The 18,190-nt window shown below is 50.4% G+C and carries 18 protein-coding genes; 8 read left to right on the top strand and 10 right to left on the bottom strand.

All coding sequences use genetic code 11. The features are described 5' to 3' along the window. The first annotated feature begins 2 nt into the window (after positions 1–2). Positions 3–1,967: a DNA mismatch repair endonuclease MutL gene (gene mutL / locus ACTHTS_RS04495; RefSeq protein WP_440345703.1), complete on the top strand. Its 1,965-nt coding sequence runs from the start codon at positions 3–5 to the stop codon at positions 1,965–1,967. 57 nt (positions 1,968–2,024) lie between these two features. On the opposite strand, the gene kdsA is transcribed toward mutL, so the two are convergent. The 3 genes from kdsA to ACTHTS_RS04480 form a co-directional block, all read right to left on the bottom strand. Further along, a complete protein-coding gene (kdsA, locus tag ACTHTS_RS04490; RefSeq protein ID WP_440345704.1) occupies positions 2,025–2,867 on the bottom strand; it encodes a 3-deoxy-8-phosphooctulonate synthase in 843 nt (280 codons plus the stop codon). A gap of 74 nt (positions 2,868–2,941) precedes the next feature. Further along, positions 2,942–3,325, bottom strand: a complete 384-nt coding sequence (gene panD, locus ACTHTS_RS04485; protein WP_003678944.1) for an aspartate 1-decarboxylase — start codon at positions 3,323–3,325, stop codon at positions 2,942–2,944. Between the two features lie 78 nt (positions 3,326–3,403). After that, positions 3,404–4,945, bottom strand: a complete 1,542-nt coding sequence (locus ACTHTS_RS04480; protein ID WP_440345705.1) for a YdgA family protein — start codon at positions 4,943–4,945, stop codon at positions 3,404–3,406. A gap of 175 nt (positions 4,946–5,120) precedes the next feature. Between ACTHTS_RS04480 and ACTHTS_RS04475 the strand changes: the two genes are divergently transcribed. Further along, positions 5,121–5,711, top strand: a complete 591-nt coding sequence (locus ACTHTS_RS04475; protein ID WP_440345706.1) for an aminodeoxychorismate/anthranilate synthase component II — start codon at positions 5,121–5,123, stop codon at positions 5,709–5,711. An 88-nt stretch (positions 5,712–5,799) separates the two neighbouring features. Further along, a complete protein-coding gene (gene trpD, locus ACTHTS_RS04470; protein ID WP_107723128.1) occupies positions 5,800–6,828 on the top strand; it encodes an anthranilate phosphoribosyltransferase in 1,029 nt (342 codons plus the stop codon). A 64-nt stretch (positions 6,829–6,892) separates the two neighbouring features. Here the strand turns inward: trpD and ACTHTS_RS04465 are convergent, their stop codons facing one another. The 6 genes from ACTHTS_RS04465 to ACTHTS_RS04440 all read right to left on the bottom strand — a co-directional run bounded on the left by ACTHTS_RS04465 (position 6,893) and on the right by ACTHTS_RS04440 (position 11,439). Next, positions 6,893–7,207, bottom strand: a complete 315-nt coding sequence (locus tag ACTHTS_RS04465) for a CsbD family protein (protein ID WP_070460884.1) — start codon at positions 7,205–7,207, stop codon at positions 6,893–6,895. Positions 7,208–7,326: 119 nt separating this feature from the next. Beyond that, the gene (locus tag ACTHTS_RS04460) at positions 7,327–7,893 is read right to left on the bottom strand and encodes an SGNH/GDSL hydrolase family protein (protein WP_070460885.1); all 567 of its coding nucleotides are present in this window, start codon (positions 7,891–7,893) and stop codon (positions 7,327–7,329) included. A 122-nt stretch (positions 7,894–8,015) separates the two neighbouring features. Then, positions 8,016–8,273, bottom strand: a complete 258-nt coding sequence (locus ACTHTS_RS04455) for a hypothetical protein (protein ID WP_440345708.1) — start codon at positions 8,271–8,273, stop codon at positions 8,016–8,018. Positions 8,274–8,359: 86 nt separating this feature from the next. After that, positions 8,360–8,842: a sel1 repeat family protein gene (locus ACTHTS_RS04450; protein WP_440345709.1), complete on the bottom strand. Its 483-nt coding sequence runs from the start codon at positions 8,840–8,842 to the stop codon at positions 8,360–8,362. 72 nt (positions 8,843–8,914) lie between these two features. Then, positions 8,915–11,077, bottom strand: a complete 2,163-nt coding sequence (locus ACTHTS_RS04445) for a heavy metal translocating P-type ATPase (RefSeq protein WP_440345710.1) — start codon at positions 11,075–11,077, stop codon at positions 8,915–8,917. A 152-nt stretch (positions 11,078–11,229) separates the two neighbouring features. Continuing rightward, on the bottom strand, positions 11,230–11,439 hold the full coding sequence (locus ACTHTS_RS04440) for a heavy-metal-associated domain-containing protein (protein ID WP_004519826.1): 210 nt from the start codon (positions 11,437–11,439) through the stop codon (positions 11,230–11,232). Between the two features lie 144 nt (positions 11,440–11,583). On the opposite strand from ACTHTS_RS04440, the gene ACTHTS_RS04435 reads away from it, so the two are divergent. From ACTHTS_RS04435 to ACTHTS_RS04425, 3 genes are all read left to right on the top strand, one after another. Further along, positions 11,584–12,756: a sugar transporter gene (locus tag ACTHTS_RS04435; RefSeq protein ID WP_440369337.1), complete on the top strand. Its 1,173-nt coding sequence runs from the start codon at positions 11,584–11,586 to the stop codon at positions 12,754–12,756. 193 nt (positions 12,757–12,949) lie between these two features. Further along, complete coding sequence (locus ACTHTS_RS04430; RefSeq protein WP_440369336.1) at positions 12,950–14,365, top strand: SLC13 family permease; 1,416 nt, start codon at positions 12,950–12,952, stop codon at positions 14,363–14,365. Between the two features lie 118 nt (positions 14,366–14,483). After that, entirely contained in the window at positions 14,484–14,993 is a 510-nt protein-coding gene (locus ACTHTS_RS04425) for a peptidylprolyl isomerase (RefSeq protein WP_004519830.1), read from the top strand. A gap of 75 nt (positions 14,994–15,068) precedes the next feature. Here ACTHTS_RS04425 and ACTHTS_RS04420 read toward each other — a convergent pair whose 3' ends face one another. Continuing rightward, positions 15,069–15,566 carry a YbhB/YbcL family Raf kinase inhibitor-like protein gene (locus tag ACTHTS_RS04420; protein WP_440369335.1) on the bottom strand — a complete coding sequence of 166 codons (498 nt, stop codon included), beginning with the start codon at positions 15,564–15,566 and terminating at the stop codon, positions 15,069–15,071. 186 nt (positions 15,567–15,752) lie between these two features. Between ACTHTS_RS04420 and ypfJ the strand changes: the two genes are divergently transcribed. Both ypfJ and ACTHTS_RS04410 read left to right on the top strand, forming a co-directional pair. Further along, positions 15,753–16,592 (top strand): KPN_02809 family neutral zinc metallopeptidase, encoded by an 840-nt coding sequence (gene ypfJ / locus ACTHTS_RS04415; protein WP_440346291.1) that lies wholly within the window; start codon positions 15,753–15,755, stop codon positions 16,590–16,592. A 121-nt stretch (positions 16,593–16,713) separates the two neighbouring features. Then, complete coding sequence (locus tag ACTHTS_RS04410; protein WP_440346290.1) at positions 16,714–18,096, top strand: phosphomannomutase/phosphoglucomutase; 1,383 nt, start codon at positions 16,714–16,716, stop codon at positions 18,094–18,096. The last annotated feature ends 94 nt before the right edge of the window (positions 18,097–18,190 follow it).

The raw sequence follows: 18,190 nt of genomic DNA, 5'->3' as shown, positions 1-18,190 counted from the left end.
CGATGTCCCGAATTGCCGCCCTGCCCGACCATCTTGTCAACCAAATCGCCGCCGGCGAAGTGGTCGAACGTCCTGCCAACGCCTTGAAAGAAATCGTTGAAAACAGCATCGATGCAGGCGCGACGACGATTGATGTCGAGCTGGCCGGCGGCGGCATCCGCCTGATTCGCGTCAGCGACAACGGCAGCGGTATCCATACGGACGACATCGAGCTTGCACTACACCGCCATGCCACCAGCAAAATCAAAACCTTAAACGATTTGGAACACGTTGCCAGCATGGGCTTTCGCGGCGAAGGCTTGGCCAGTATCGCCTCCGTCAGCCGCCTGACCCTGACCAGCCGTCAAGAAGACAGCACGCATGCGACCCAAGTCAAAGCCGAAGACGGCAAACTCAGCAGCCCCACCGTCGCCGCCCACCCCGTCGGCACCACCATCGAAGCCGCCGAACTCTTCTTCAATACCCCGGCGCGGCGCAAGTTCCTCAAATCTGAAAACACCGAATACGCCCACTGCGCTACCATGCTCGAACGCCTCGCGCTGGCGCATCCGCACATTGCCTTCTCACTCAAACGCGACGGCAAACAAGTGTTCAAACTTCCTGCACAAAGCCTGCATGAACGTATCGCCGCCATTGTCGGCGATGATTTTCAGACGGCCTCATTGGAAATTGACAGCGGCAATGGCGCATTACGGCTCTATGGCGCGATTGCCAAGCCGACTTTCGCCAAAGGCAAAACTGACAAACAATACTGCTTCGTCAACCATCGTTTTGTCCGCGACAAAGTCATGCTCCATGCCGTCAAGCAGGCATACCGAGACGTATTGCACAACGCGCTGACGCCTGCTTTCGTCCTCTTTCTCGACCTGCCGCCAGAAGCCGTGGATGTCAACGTACACCCAACCAAAACCGAAATCCGCTTCCGCGACAGCCAACAAGTACACCAACTCGTGTTCCACACGCTCAACAAAGCCCTTGCCGACACGCGCGCCGACTTGACCGAAAGCGTCAGCAACGCAGGCGAAGTACTGCATGACATTACCGGCGTTACGCCTGCACCAATGCCGTCTGAAAACGACAGCGAAAATCTGTTTGATAGCGCATCCAACTACCCGACGGGCAACAAATCCGATACACGCACATCAGGCAAAACCGCGCCCATGCCTTACCAAGCAGCGCGTGCGCCGCAACAACGCAGCCTGTCCCTGCGCGAAAGCCGCGCGGCCATGAATACTTACGCCGAGCTTTACAAAAAAACCGACGACATCGACCTTGAGTTGGGCCAATTCGAGCAGGCACGTTTCGGCAATATGCCGTCTGAAATGCCTACTCCCAAAACAGATACGCCACTTTCAGACGGCCTTCCATCACAATCCGAACTGCCGCCGCTCGGTTTTGCCATTGCCCAATTACTTGGCATCTACATCCTTGCCCAAGCAGAAGACAGTCTGTTGCTCATCGATATGCACGCTGCCGCCGAGCGCGTCAACTACGAGAAAATGAAACGCCAACGTCAGGAAAACGGCAACCTGCAAAGCCAGCGTCTGCTTATTCCCGTAACCTTTGCCGCATCCCACGAAGAATGTGCCGCCCTTGCCGATCATGCCGAAACGCTGGCAGGCTTCGGGCTGGAATTGTCCGACATGGGCGGTAATACCCTTGCCGTCCGCGCAGTTCCCGCCATGCTCGGCAAAGCCGACGTCGTTTCACTGGCCAAAGATGTATTGGGCGAACTCACCCAAGTCGGCAGCAGCCAAACCATCGAGGAACACGAAAACCACATCCTCGCCACCATGTCCTGCCACGGCTCCGTCCGCGCCGGCCGCCAACTGACTTTGCCCGAAATGAACGCACTCCTGCGCGATATGGAAAACACACCGCGCAGCAACCAGTGCAACCACGGCCGTCCGACTTGGGTCAAACTGACTTTAAAAGAATTGGATGCGTTGTTTTTACGCGGACAGTAATGCCAATAAAAAGGCCGTCTGAAAATGCTTTCAGACGGCCTTTTAACTTATTTGCCCTTAACGAATATCCATAGGCGCAAACGATTTCACGGTTTCATCGATTGCTTTAACACGGGTCAGGAAGTCTTCCAATTGTGCAAGCGGCAATGCACTTGGGCCATCGCATTTGGCTTGGTCGGGATTAGCATGAGATTCAAGGAACAAACCGGCCAATCGGGTTGCCATACCGGCAAGCGCCAAGTCCAATACTTGGGCGCGACGGCCGCCAGATGCGGCGGCACCGGATTCGCGTGTTTGCAGGGAATGGGTTACGTCAAAAATAACGGGCAGGTTGTTACACGTTTTTTTCATCACGCCAAAGCCCAGCATATCGACCACCAAATTGTCGTAGCCGAAGTTTGCGCCGCGTTCGCACAAAATAATTTGTTCGTTGCCTGCTTCTTGGAATTTCTCCACAATGTTTTTCATTTGAGACGGACTGAGAAATTGCGGCTTTTTGATGTTGATGACATTGCCGGTTTTCGCCATTGCCACCACCAAATCGGTTTGGCGTGCCAAGAAGGCAGGCAGCTGAATAACATCGCAGACTTCGGCAATCGGTTGGCATTGGTAAGGCTCGTGAACGTCGGTAATCACGGGAACGTTAAACTCGCGCTTCACCGCTTGAAAAATCTTCATGCCTTCGTCCAAACCCACACCGCGGAAAGAGTGGATGGAAGAGCGGTTTGCCTTGTCGAAAGAGGCTTTGAACACATAAGGGATGCCGAGCTTATCGGTTACTTTAACGTATTGCTCACAGGCTTTCAGCGTAGAGTCAAGGTCTTCAAGGACATTGATGCCGCCGAAAAGGGTAAAGGGCGCATCGTTGCTGACGGTGATGTTGTTGATTTGGATATTCACGGCAAAGCCTTTCAGATAAGTTGAATTTGGGAAACAGGCCGTCTGAAACGTTTCAGACGGCCTTTGTTTGAATATTACAACACGGTGTGCGGCGGCTCATAAGAAATCACGTCGCGGATTTTATTGTTCTCATCGACGAGGACGACTTTCGGCTCATGCGCTGCAATTTCGGGTTCGGACAACATAACGTAAGACATGATAATCACGATGTCGCCTTTTTGAACCAAACGCGCAGCCGCGCCATTCAAGCAAACGACGCCGCTGCCGCGTTCGCCGGGGATGGTGTAGGTTTCAAGACGTTCGCCGTTGTTATTGTTGACGATAGCGACTTTTTCGTTCACGCAAATACCTGCCGCATCCAGCAGGTCTTGGTCAACGGTAATGCTGCCGACGTAGTTGAGGTCGGCTTCGGTAACGGTGGCACGGTGGATTTTGCCGCCGAGCATGGTACGAAACATGGGTTTCCTTTTTGATTGTGGGTTGATTTGCGGTTTTAACTTCAGTGAAGCTAAAACCGCTGTTTGTGTGATTGAGGATTAGTTATTGGGAAAGTCTGATTCATCAAACTCGGGTTCCGGGTCGCTTTGAAGGACTTTTCCGTTTAATTTCAACTCGCTGTTTTGCAGAGTCAGATGGGTTTTGACATTATCGTCTTCTAAGGACAAATATTTTTCGCTTGCCATGCTTTTAATGGTGCTGTCTACCATCAGGCGCAAGGTCTCGTTGATATCGTCGATGCTGGCACGGCCTGCGGCTTCATCTTCGGCATTGACGCTAAACAGGCTGCTTGCTTGGTTAACGGCGAGTTGTTCCAACAATTTTTGCGGTACGCTCATGTTGAAGTCGGCTTCGGTTTTTTTCAGCATATCGCCCAGGCTGTTGAGGTCTTTGGCCGTCAAACCTTTAAAGGCAAGCTTGCCGCTGACATCGACATCACCATTAGGCATGGTAAATTTGAAAGTTTTGACGTTTAAAACCGGATTGTTGGTAAACAGGCCCGAAGCCTCGTTTTTGGCCGTCTGAATCAAGGAAGCCTGAATTTCTTCTTCGCTCATTTTCTTCACGGACACTTCGGCAATTTTGTTTTTCAATGCCAAAAGTGATGCGGCGTCCAAATGCTCGGCAGCGACATTAATATCCAGAGGGCCGTATTTATCTTCGCCATAAGTCAGGCTTTCAAATTGGAAGCGGCCTTCGCTGTTGATGAATTTATCGACTTCGCCGGTCTGGGTATCGAAACGCAGTTTGCTGACTTCGATTTTAGACGGAGCAATCGTGCCGGTCGGATTGATAAATGCACCGATTTGCAGGTTGGTCACAAGGTTGACCAACTCATTCAACTTAACGTTGTAATCAATGTTTTCTTTCCATTGCAGCAGGAATTTATCCAGCGTAATGCTGCTCTTACCCAAAGCAAGTTTGGTCAGGCCGTCTTCCGTTTCGGATTGGAAGCGCAGGTTTTCCAAAGACACATCGCCTTTGTCGGCCAATTTGACTTGCAAAGACGGCGCAAGGTAATCGTGGCGATAGCTTTTGAAGCCTTGGCTGTAATCGGTATTGCCGCTAAAGCCTTTCCAGTTGAGCTTGATACCGGAAAGCTCTTCATAATCGAAGGCGGGAATATTGAGGCTGAGTTTGCCGTCGCCGGAAAGGTAAACCGTATTGGTCATGGTCAACGGCGTTTGCTGGCCGAAGAAGCGGTCTAAAACTTTTTTGGTTTCCGGATGGTATTGGAACTCGGTTTCCACGTGGGCACGCGTACCGAAGCCGCCGGCAAACGGGCCGTGTGTCACATGGTTAATGACCGTAATCGGCTCTTGCAGGACGGTTTTCAAATTGTCCGGCAGGTATTTTTGCGTATTTTGAAGCAGGGTCGGCTTGAGGCGGATGACGGTCGTCTCGGTTGAACTGAACCAGCCGCGATCGTATTGGTGGGACTCAACGGTCAGGAAACCGGATTCCTGCAACAGCTTTTGTTGCTCGGTCAGGCTTTCTTCCGCTTTGACACCAAGATAATAAGGCGTGCCGAGCGCAGCGGCGACAACAACGGCGGCAGTCGGGATAAGATACTTTTTCATCACTTCAAACAGATTAGGTTCAAAGCGTAAAGCATAGCATTTTTTAGCTGTTTTGTCTTATCCGCCGTTTCAGACGGCCTTTAGGTAAAGATTGTGATATTATGCAAACATAAACGATTTTTACAATTTTGGCAGACCTTACCCTGTCTGCCAAAATGTCATTAAAGGTTTGCAAATGCTTTTATTCATTGATAACTACGACAGCTTCACCTACAACATCGTCCAATACTTTGCCGAATTGGGGCAGGAAGTTTTGGTACGTTGCAACGATGAAATCACCATCGAAGAAATCGAAGCCCTAAAGCCGCAATATCTGGTCATCGGCCCCGGCCCTTGTTCCCCTAAAGAGGCAGGCATTTCTGTTGCAGCTATGCAGCACTTTGCCGGCAGGCTGCCCGTCATGGGCGTGTGCCTCGGCCATCAAACTATAGGCGAAGCGTTCGGCGGCAATGTCGTGTGCGCGCAAACGATGATGCACGGCAAAGTCTCCCCCGTTTTCCATCACGGCACAGGCATGTTTAAAGGCCTGCCCAATCCGGTCAACTGCACGCGCTACCACAGCCTGGCCATCGACCGCTCCACCCTGCCCGACTGCCTCGAAATTACCGCTTGGACGGAAGACGGCGAAATCATGGGCGTACGCCACAAAGAATATGCCGTCGAAGGCGTACAGTTTCACCCCGAAGCCCTGCTGACCGAACACGGCCACGATATGCTGAAAAACTTCTTGGAAGAATTCAAAGACTATCGCCCGCAAAAATCTTAATGAAAAGCCGTCTGAAAGGAGTTTGACAATGTTCAAACCGCATTTTCAGACGGCCTGAATCACATCGGACACGAACAAAGGAAAAATCATGATTACCCCTCAACAAGCGATTGAACGCCTCATCAGCAACAACGAACTTTTCTACGATGAAATGACCGACCTCATGCGCCAAATCATGAGTGGCCAAGTTCCGCCCGAGCAAATCGCCGCCATCCTGACCGGCCTGCGGATTAAAGTTGAAACCGTTTCCGAGATTACCGCCGCAGCCAGCGTGATGCGCGAATTTGCCACTAAAGTGCCGCTGGAAAACGCCGATGACTTGGTCGATATTGTCGGCACGGGCGGCGATGGTGCCAAAACTTTCAATATTTCCACGACTTCTATGTTTGTCGCGGCTGCGGCAGGCGCGCAAGTTGCCAAACACGGCGGTCGCTCCGTTTCTTCATCCAGCGGCGCTGCCGATGTCATGGAACAAATGGGCGCCAACCTCAATCTCAACCCCGAACAGGTTGCCCAAAGCATTCAGCAAACCGGCATCGGCTTTATGTTCGCGCCCAACCATCACAGCGCCATGCGCTATGTTGCCCCTGTCCGCCGTTCGCTCGGATTCCGCAGCATCTTCAATATCTTGGGCCCACTGACCAATCCTGCCGGCGCGGCAAACCAACTCTTGGGCGTGTTCCACATCGACTTGTGCGGCATTCTTTCCCGCGTATTGCAACAGCTTGGTTCCAAACATGTTTTGGTTGTGTGCGGCGAAGGCGGTTTGGATGAAATCACGCTGACCGGCAAAACCCGCGTTGCCGAACTGAAAGACGGCAAAATCACCGAATACGATATCAGCCCGGCCGATTTCGGCATGGAAATCCGCCGCAATTTGGACGAAATCAAAGTCGAAAACGCGCAAGAATCCCTGCAAAAAATGAACGAAGTGCTGGATGGCAAAGTCGGTGCCGCACGCGACATCGTCGTCCTCAATGCAGCCGCCGCGCTCTACGCAGGAAATGTGGTCGCATCGCTGGCGGACGGTGTCAAAGCCGCGCAAGAAGCCATCGACTCCGGCAAAGCCAAAGCCAAAAAAGACGAGTTTATCGAATTTGGCAAACAGTTTGCCTAAACTTTAAAACCATAAACAAAGGCCGTCTGAAAAATCTTTCAGACGGCCTTTTATTCTTTAAATATTAAAATTTGCTTTTAATATCATTAATCAAGCCTTCAGCTTTTTCTTTGGCTTCTTCAGCCAAGTGTGCTACTTTCTCTTTGGCTTCACCGGCTAAATGAGCTGCTTTTTCTTTAGCTTCACCTGCAAAGTTTTCTACTTTTTCTTTAGCCTCGCCTGCAAAGTTTTCTGCTTTTTCTTTAGCATCCGCAGCAACTTCTTTTGTCTTACCGACGCCTTGTTGAACTACGCCTTCAGCTTTGAGTTTGGAATCGTCAAGAACTTCGCCGGCTTTCTCTTTTACTTCACCGCTGATTTGATCTAATTTGCCAGTCATCATTTATTCCTTCTTAGTTTCATGTTGATAAGAGTAATCACTATACCCCAATAGATATTGGGTTGCAACTTAAAGTCTGTCTCAATATTAAAAACATAATAAAAATGGATTACGTCAAGTTAGCACAACTGTTTCAATATCGCTTCGGCTACTGCCTCGCCTATCATCTTGCTGCCGAACTCATTGAAATGAAGTCCATCGCACAGCATCACATCGGTCAAATCCTGCTCAAACATCAGACTGTATAAATCATTGACGGTAAAACCATATTGCCTTGCCAAATCCTCCGCCACACGGTTATAGGCCTTCAAGTCGGCCAGATAGCGGCGCGAGGGTTTGACGATATTGTGTACGCTTTCCAAAAACGGCGTACTGCTCGCCCAAATAATTTTTGCCCCTGTCTGTTTCAGATAATCGAAAATTTGAATCAGGTTGCTGCGATAGGTTTTTATATCGGCCACCGGCTCATTACAGCCTTGATTGTGGCGGATGTCGTGCAAACCGCAATTGATGTGGATAATGTCTCCCACAGTCGCGCCCTCTGTCCATTGCCTGATATGCTCTAACACATCATGCGACGAACGGCAGTTTTCCGATGGAGAAACAATATCCACCTCAGGCAAAGCGGCGCGCGTGTAAGGCTCCGAAGCAAGCCGAACGGAGTCGCCGATTAAGTAAACGGTCATTTTTGTTCTCCTCCCTTTATTTGAATCAACAGCAAGGCCGTCTGAAATATCACTTATATTATTATAAGAGTGCTATTTCAGACGGCCTTAACTTCAGTCAAGTTCTATCGTTAAATCATCAATTAACGCTGACTGTTTTTATAAAAATCAATTAATTGCTTGGCCTGCAACATGGGCAGCCCAAAACGGTCGCTTACGACTTTCAAATCCTTCCATTCCTGATCGGTCAGATTTTGCCCAACCCATTTGAGGTTTTCCGGATTACTTTTGATTTTCTCAAAATACGCCTGCTTGCGTTTCCAGTTGCGCGACCACACCAGCAACATGGTAAAAATACATAAAACAATCAATACAATATTGGTAAACAACATCATGTCCATACGACATCTCCCAGTGGATCACTCAATCAGAAAATATAGATTGAAAGCCGTCTGAAAACCGATTTCAGACGGCCTTAACGTCATACTCAACGTTGCATTTCCATCATTAACGCCTGACAAGCAGCTTCGTTTTCCAAAGCACAAGATTCGCTCAGTTGGTTTAAACGGCTGTCGCGGTCTGGTGTATTGCCTTGCGCCATCTCTGCTTTAGTTTCTTCAAAATTGGTACAGGCATTTTCATAACCGCCTTTACAGGCTCGCTCGTAGAGCTTGACCGCGGCGGCATAATCCATGCCTAAACCGCTGGACGGATTGAGATACAGATTACCCAAAACATTGCAGCCGCGCATATTGCCGCCATCGCAGGCTTTTTTCAGAAACGGATACGCATGAGCAGGCGCTTCAAGATAATCGCGCATCCAAATGGCCGCAGTGACGCAACTCTCCAGATTGTTTCGATTACATTCTCGTATCAGCTTATCGTGCTGCTTCTCGCTGTAATCCTCAGCCTGCACGCTAAACCCAGTAACAACCAATGCCAAGCCAAACAATAAACGAAGTGTTTTCATATGATTATTCCTTCAAAAATACTTAAATGACAGGCCGTCTGAAAAAACAGTCTTCAGACGGCCTTTATATTATCACTCAATATTCACCCGTTTCAGGCGTAAGGCATTGCTCAACACGGAAACCGAGCTTGCCGCCATTGCCGCGCCTGCGATAACAGGGTTTAGAAAGCCAAGCGCGGCGAGCGGAATGCCCAAAATATTGTAGAAGAAGGCGAAAAACAGGTTTTGCTTGATGTTTTTCAGAGTTGCCTGCGACACCAGCAGGGCATCGGCGAGCTGGTTGACCGAATGCTGCATCAGTGTGGCGGATGCGGTGTGTTCAGCAACGTCCGCACCGCCTTTCATGGCGAAGCTGACGTTGGCGGCGGCGAGCGCAGGTGCGTCGTTGATGCCGTCGCCGACCATCGCCACGGTTTTGCCGGCAGCTTTGAGTTTCTGCACTTCGGCAGCTTTATCGCGCGGACTCATATTACCAAAGGCGTGTGCGATACCCAGTTGTTTGGCTACGTATTCGACCGTACCTTGGTTGTCGCCGCTCATAATGTAAACATCAATATTATGTTTTTTCAGACGGCCTATGGCTTCGGCGGTATCAGATTTCAATGCGTCGGCAAGTGCGAATGCGCCGATAGGTTTGTTGTCAACTGAGACTGCAACAATGCTTGCAATGTCCCAAACGCCGTCTGAAAACTTCGGCAAGGTCAGTTCGGCAAATTCGGCTTTGCCTGCTTTCACCAAACCTACGCCTTCCACTTCGGCGGCAATGCCTGCGCCGACAACGGTTTGCGCGTTTTGTGCGACAGGAATCTCCAAGCCACGCGCTTGGGCGGCGGAGACGATGGCGCGGGCGAGCGGGTGGGCGGCGTTTTGTTCGACGGCGGCGGCGATGCGGTACAAAGCGTCTTCGTCAAAGCCGCTGTCGGGAACGCAATAAACGGCGGCAACCTGCGGCCTGCCTTCGGTCAGCGTGCCGGTTTTGTCCAGCACGACGGCATCGACGTGGGCGGCTTCTTCCATTGCCGCTGCGTCTTTAAACCAAATGCCGTGTTTCACTGCTTTGCCCATGCCAACCATAATCGCGGCAGGGGTCGCCAGACCGAGCGCGCACGGACAAGCAATCACCAAAACGGCAACGGCGTGCATCAGCGCAATCGTCCAATCGCCCTTAACCAGCCAAGTGGCGATAAAAGTCAAAAGCGCGATGCCCACGACAGCAGGCACAAACACCGCCGCCGCTTTATCGGCTACGCGCGCAATCGGTGCTTTACTGCCTTGTGCTTCAGAGAGCGCATTCATCATGTCGCCGAGCAGGGTTTGGCTGCCGAGCTGCGTGGCGCGGTACACCACGCTGCCTTCGGTCATCAGCGCGCCTGCCAACACTTTGCCGCCTGCCTTTTTCTCTTCGGGATTGGATTCGCCGGTAAGGTGGCTCTCGTCCGCCCAACCGCTGCCGCTTTCAATAATGCCGTCGGCGGCAATGCGTTCGCCGTGATTGGCGCGGATAAGGTCGCCGATTTGCACTTGGTCGATGGGAAGCTGTTGCCATTCGCCGTTGCGTTGTACATTGACTTGGGTCGGCGTGAGTTTGAGCAGCAAGCCCAAGCTGTTCAAGCTGGATTTTTTGGTGCGGTGTTCCAAAAATTTGCCCAGCGACACAAAACCAATCACCATCACGCCTGCTTCAAAATACACATGCGCCATGCCGTGCGCCGCATGCGGACTGAAAAACAGCATATAGACAGAATACAGATAAATCGACACTGTACCGATGGTAACCAGCACATCCATATTCGCCAGTCCGCCTTTAATGCTCGCCCACGCGCTTTTGTAAAACGGGATGGCCAGCCAAAGTTGCACTATGCTTGCCAGCACAAATTGCCACATCGGCGGAATCATCCAATCGTGCCACCCGATCATCATGCCTGCCATGCCGATAAGGAACGGAATATTAATGGCCAGCAAAAGCCACAGCCGCCAGCTTACATGCGCGGTTTCTTCGGGCTGCGGCAGCGCGTCTTCCGTTTTTTCCTTCGCGCCGTAGCCGGTTTTCTCAATGATTTTGGCAATGTCGGCAGCGGAAGTTTTGCTGTCGTCAAACGTAACCTGCGCCTCCTCGCTGGCGAAGTTCACCCCTGCCGATTCGACAAAATCTTTTTTGTTCAACACTTTTTCAATACGCGAAGCGCAGGCCTGACAGGTCATGCCTTCGATTTGGAAACGGACTTTTTGTTGCATGGTTTCTTCCTTCTGAATGTGGTTGGGCTATGCGCGAAAACTTTTGTTTACCCATGTGGCGGTGTAATCCAAATAATGGCAAAAAGTAAGTTATCAAGAGACAGAGGCCGTCTGAAGCGTTTCAGACGGCCTTTTCAAAATACGCTTATCGGTTACAAAGCCACATCGTAGCCACCATCTTCTACGGCATCAATCAGCGCATCGGTATCTGTCTTGCTTTCATCAAAAGTAATCACTGCATTTTTGTTTTCCAAGCTGACTTCTGCTTTTTCCACGCCTTCTACGCCTTCCAAAAGACGGGTTACGCTTTTCACGCAGCCGCCGCAGGTCATGCCGTCGATATTGAGGGTAACAGTTTGCATTTGTATTTCCTTTCATTCAAACAAATATGGTTGCCGAACACTTTACTCCTTACGCAAACAGCTTGCAAATTCTTCATTAAGGCCGTCTGAAAAATGCAGATAGGCGTACAATAACACCTTTTGCTTCATCAAACGGACATAATAATGACTTCAACATTCAAACAATGGGTTAGCGTATGCGCGCTGGCGGTGGGTGCGTTTATTTTCAATACTACCGAATATATTCCGATTGCGCTTTTGAGCGACATCGGTCAGAGCTTTGGCAAAGCGGCAACGGAAGTGGGCATGATGATTACGGTGTATGCGTGGATTGTTGCGCTCCTATCGCTGCCGCTGATGCTGATGACGAAAAACATCGAACGGCGCAAATTATTGCTGATGCTGTTTGCACTGTTTGCGCTGTTTCACGCGCTGTCGTTTTTTTCTTGGAACTTCAACATCCTCTTGGTCAGCCGTATCGGTATTGCGCTGACACACGCGGTCTTTTGGTCGATTACGGCTTCTTTGGCGGTACGGCTTGCGCCCACCGGCAAAACCAATCAGGCTTTGGGCTTGCTCAGTACGGGTACGGTTTTAGCGATGGTTTTGGGTATTCCGCTGGGGCGCGTGGTCGGGCAGTACTTCGGCTGGCAGCTCAGCTTCCTGTTGATCGGGGTCTGCGCTGCCGGCGTAATGCTGGTGTTGGCCAAAAACCTGCCTGCTTTACCCAGCCAAAATACCGGCTCTTTAAGCAGCCTGCCGAGTTTGTTCAAACGTCGCAACCTGATGCTGCTTTATGCCATGACGGTGTTGATTATTACGGCACATTTCACGGCATACAGCTATATCGAGCCTTTTGTATTGCAAGTTGGCAGATTTAAGGCTGAACAGGTCACCATCGTTTTGAGCCTGTACGGTTTGGCAGGCTTTGCCGCTTCTTATTTGTTTGGCAAATGGTTTGCCAAATCGCAACGCCTGTTTATGCTTGGCGCGGTGGCGGTCATCCTGCTCTCTGCCCTGCTGCTTCTGCCGTTTGTCTCTTTCCCTTATGCGGTATACGCGCTGGTGTTTATTTGGGGCGTGGCCATCGTCATCGTCAGCTTGGGGATGGTATCGAAAGTCTTGGCATTCGCCTCGGATGCAACAGATGTGGCCAACTCGATTTATTCAGGTTTGTACAATGTCGGCATCGGCGGCGGTGCGCTTTTGGGACATTATGTAACCGTCTGGTTCGGCCTTTCCAATATCGGCATTGCCGGAGCCTTGCTGGCGGCGGCAGGTCTGGCCGTTTGCGGTTTGTTGTTTAAGGAACAAGACAATCTGACGCAAAATGTTTAAAATCCAATCACTTTCCTAATCGAACGGACAAACAGCCTTCCTGCTGCTTGTCCGTTTTTTATTTTATTTTAAAAAATAATTTACAATTTATTTACACTACATTAAATTACAAATATACTGTCGTTGTCAGGCCGTCTGAAAACGGCCGGCACAAGCGTAAAAGAAAAACCAGCAAACTTCAGAGGAACATTCTATGGATCTGCACGCAAAGGACAAAACCCAGCATCCGGAAAACGTCGAGCTGCTCAGTGCACAAAAGCCGATTACCGACTTTAAAGGCCTGCTGACCACCATCATCTCCGCCGTCGTCTGCTTCGGCATTTATTACATACTTCCTTATAGCCCTGATGCCAACAAAGGTATCGCGCTGTTGATTTTCGTTGCGGCACTTTGGTTTACCGAAGCCGTACACATTACCGTTACCGCGCTGATGATCCCTATCCTTGCCGTTGTACTCGGCTTCCCGGATATGGACATCAAAAAAGCAATGGCAGGCTTTGCTGATCCGACGATTTACATCTTCTTCGGCGGCTTCGCACTTGCTACCGCACTGCACATGCAACGTCTCGACCGTAAAATCGCCGTCAGCCTGTTGCGCCTGTCCCGCGGCAATATGAAAGTTGCCGTATTGATGCTGTTTGCCGTTACCGCCTTCCTGTCTATGTGGATCAGTAACACTGCGACTGCCGCGATGATGCTGCCTTTGGCAATGGGTATGATGAGCCACCTCGATCAAGAAAAAGAACGCAAAACCTACGTTTTCGTCCTGCTCGGTATCGCCTACTGCGCCAGTATCGGCGGCTTGGGTACCGTGGTCGGTTCTCCGCCGAACATGATTGCCGCCAAAGCGCTGAACTTGGACTTCGTCGGCTGGATGAAGCTCGGCCTGCCGATGATGCTGTTGATTCTGCCGTTGATGCTGTTCTCCATGTACGTCATCCTCAAACCTAATTTGAACGAGCGCGTGGAAGTTAAAGCCGAATCTATCCCTTGGACTTTGCACCGCGTTATCGCGTTGTTGATTTTCTTGGCAGCCGCCATCGCTTGGGTATTCAGCTCCAAAATCAAAGCCGCATTCGGTATTTCCAACCCCGATACCGTTATCGCCCTGATTGCCGCCGTTGCCGTCGTCGTATTCGGCGTGGCGCAATGGAAAGAAGTTGCCCGTAATACCGACTGGGGTGTATTGATGCTCTTCGGTGGCGGTATCAGCTTGAGCGCGTTGCTGCAATCTTCTGGCGCATCTGAAGCATTGGGTCAGCAAGTTGCTTCCACATTCTCCCATTCTCCTGCATTGCTGGTGATTTTCGTGGTTGCCACCTTCATCATCTTCCTGACCGAGTTCACCAGTAACACGGCTTCCGCCGCCCTGCTTGTGCCTATTTTCGCCAGCATTGCCGCGCAAATGGGTCTGCCGGAACAAGTCTTGGTATTCGTCATCGGTGTCGGTGCATCTTGTGCCTTCATGTTGCCGGTTGCCACACCGCCTAACGCGATTGTGTTCGGTACAGGCTTAATCAAGCAACGCGAAATGATGAATGTCGGCTTATTGCTGAACATCCTCTGCGTAGTATTGGTTGCTCTGTGGGCTTATGCTGTACTGATGTAAACCATCAACCTAAACAACAAGGCCGTCTGAAAGAATATTTTTCAGACGGCCTTGAAGTTTGTCGTTCAGACACAATTTAACGAATGATTCAAAACCGGATTCTAACGAAAGGAAACCCATGATTATCCTGCACACCAACAAAGGCGACATCAAAATCGAACTCGATTTCGACAAAGCCCCCGTTACTGCTAAAAACTTCGAGCAATACGTTAAAGACGGCTTCTACGACGGCGTAATCTTCCACCGCGTCATCAAAGGCTTCATGATTCAAGGCGGCGGCATGGATGAAAACATGAACGAAAAAGAAACCCGTGATCCGATTCAAAACGAAGCATCCAACGGTTTGCCTAACGAGAAATACACCATCGCCATGGCACGTACTTCCGATCCTCATTCTGCCAGCGCGCAATTCTTCATCAACACTGCCGACAACGCTTTCTTGAACTTCCGTTCTAAAGAGCTGTACGGCAAAACCGTTGTCCAAGACTGGGGCTATGCCGTATTCGGTAAAGTCGTTGACGGTTTTGACGTTGTCGATGCTATCGAAGGCGTTTCTACCAAACGTCACGGCTACCACGACGACGTACCGAGCGAACCTGTCATCATCACTAAAGCCGAAGTGGTTTAATTGATTTGATTTCCCATAAAAACAGCCTGTCCGAATTAAAAACGGACAGGCTGTTTTCAATAATGACGCATACCGTCATACATCATAAGTACCGACCACGCATGCCGAATCCAAAACATGGCCCTGCATGGCAAAATGCAGCTCATTAAAGCGGAAACCGCGCGGCAAATCCAAAACGGTATCCAGCGCGTACACAATCAGTTCATAACGATGGCGGTTGTTCGGTGGCGCCATACCGCCGTAAAAAGAAGCCTCTTCAATTTCAAATTTACCCAATGCGCTCGCCCAAGTGTTTGCACCCTGCGTAAAATCTGTTGCAGAAATACTTTCATTTTCTGCCACGAAAGTACGTTTCAAATCCGAAATCAACCAATGCGTCCATACGAAACCCGATGCTGAAATGGCATCTTTGTCTTCCAACACCACGGCAAACGATTTTGTTCCTTCAGGTACATCTTCGATCTCAAAAGGAATCGAATAAGAAGGCATACCGCTCGGGCTGAACTGGCTGCCGCGCTTGCCGTATTTGTCTTCAAATTCGCCGTTGACAATAGCTTTACTGCTGACTTTCATCTTATATCTCCCAATAGTAGGTTTATTCATTCTAACAAACACCAAGGCCGTCTGAAAGATACTGCCGTTTTCACTTTCCAGATGTCGCATTTTCAGACGGCCTCAAGCAATATTCACAACTCGATCAAACACATTTGGCATTCCATAGTATAATCCGCCGCATGAAAACTACACAGGATACGCATTATGGATTGGAAAGGTCGTGAACAAAGCCAAAACGTCGAAGATCGCCGCGGAAGCCGCGGCGGCGGTGGCGGCAAAACACCGGGCATACTCGGCATTATCGTGGTTTTGATCGGCGCATATTACGGCGTGGATTTGAGCGGTTTGGTTGGCGGCTCATCTTCGATGAGCATTCCTACCCAGCAAGCTTCCCGACTCGACAGCCAACAAGAAGCCGAATTGAACGAACTGTCCCGCGTTGTCCTTGCCGATACGGAAAAAGCATGGAGCAAATATTTCCAACAACACGGCCAACGCTATACACCGGCAACCATGGTGTTGTATGAAGGCGGTACGTCCACCGCCTGCGGTACGGGCCAATCTGCCATGGGCCCGTTTTACTGCCCGGGCGACCAAAAAGTTTATTTGGATTTGAGCTTCTACGAAGACATGCGCACCAAGCTCGAATCGGCCAGCGATGCTGCGTTTGCCTACGTTATTGCCCATGAAGTCGGCCATCACGTTCAAAACCTGCTCGGCATTCTGCCTAAAGTCCACAAAATGCAACAGCAAGTCGGCAAGAAAGAGGCCAATGCTCTTTCCGTCAAACTCGAATTGCAGGCCGACTGCTTCGCCGGTATTTGGGGACACTACGCCGTCAACAACAATATCTTCAAAGCCGAAGACATTCAAAAAGCGATGCTGGCTGCCGAATCCGTCGGCGATGACCGCTTGCAGAAACAGGCTCAGGGCTATGTCGTTCCCGACAGCTTTACCCATGGCTCGTCCGAAGAACGCATGACTTGGCTCAAACGCGGCTTGGAAAGCGGCGACATTAACCAGTGCAACACTTTCAACAATTGATTCGTCCAAACAACACTGTTCTTTGATGTAACGACAAAAGGCCGCCTGAATTCTTCAGACGGCCTTTTAGCCGTGTTAGAATAACGCCTATTATTTTCCCTTAAATTCAAAGGAAATCGACATGGCAAATATCGCCCGCGACATTTTCAAAGCCTACGACATCCGAGGCATCGTCGGTAAGACCCTGACCGACGAAGCTGCCTACTTAATCGGCAAAGCCATTGCCACCAAAGCCTCCGAAAAAGGCATTACACGCATCGCACTCGGCCGCGACGGCCGTTTGAGCGGCCCCGGCCTGATGGCACAAATTCAACGCGGTTTTACAGACAGCGGCATCGACGTCCTCAACGTCGGCATGGTTGCCACCCCTATGCTTTACTTCGCAGCCATCAACGAATGCGGCGGCAGCGGCGTAATGATTACCGGCAGCCACAATCCGCCTGATTACAATGGTTTCAAAATGATGCTCGGCGGCGACACGCTCGCAGGAGAAGCCATTCAAGAACTTTTAGCCATTATTGAAAAAGACGGTTTTGTTGCCGCCGACAAACAAGGCAGCGTAACCGAAAAAGACATCTCCGGCGAATACCACAACAACATCGTCGGCCATATCAAGCTCAAACGCCCGATGAAAATCGTGATTGACGCGGGCAACGGTGTCGGCGGCGCATTTGCAGGCAAACTCTACAAAGGTTTGGGCAATGAAGTTACCGAACTTTTCTGCGAAGTGGACGGCAATTTCCCTAATCACCACCCTGATCCTTCCAAACCGAAAAACCTGCAAGACCTCATCGTCGAGCTTAAAAACAGCGATGCCGAAATCGGCTTGGCATTTGACGGCGATGCCGACCGCTTGGGCGTAGTCACCAAAGACGGTAACATCATCTATCCAGACCGCCAACTGATGCTTTTCGCGCAAGACGTGTTGAGCCGCAATCCTAAAGCCAAAGTGATTTTCGACGTCAAATCTACCCGTCTGCTCGCGCCTTGGATTAAAGAACACGACGGCGAACCTGTGATGGAAAAAACCGGCCACAGCTTCATCAAATCCACCATGAAAAAAACCGGCGCACTGGTTGCCGGCGAAATGAGCGGCCACGTTTTCTTTAAAGAACGCTGGTTCGGCTTCGACGACGGCATGTATGCCGGCGCACGCCTCTTGGAAATCCTGTCTAACTTCGACAATCCGTCCGAAGTATTGAACAAGCTGCCGCAAAGCATTTCCACTCCGGAACTCAACATCGACCTGCCGGAAGGAAGCAACGGCCACAAAGTGATTGAAGAGCTGGCTGCCAATGCCAAGTTTGAAGGTGCGACCGAAATTATCACCATCGACGGCTTGCGCGTTGAATTCCCTGACGGCTTCGGCCTGATGCGTGCTTCCAATACCACGCCGATTTTGGTATTGCGTTTTGAAGCGGATACGCAAGAAGCGATTGAGCGTATTCAAAACCAATTCAAAGCAGTCATTGAAAGTAATCCTGCATTGAAATGGCCGCTGTAAGGGTTTAGGCTAAAACAAAAGGCCGTCTGAAAATCATTTCAGACGGCCTTTAATATTCAATATTGTTATTCCAACGTTTGAAAAACCAAGAATA

The sequence above is a fragment of the Neisseria sp. P0019.S003 genome (assembly GCF_051957115.1).
GTDB classification, from domain to species: Bacteria; Pseudomonadota; Gammaproteobacteria; order Burkholderiales; family Neisseriaceae; genus Neisseria; species Neisseria flavescens_D.
This window is presented reverse-complemented; position numbering and strand designations above follow the sequence as displayed.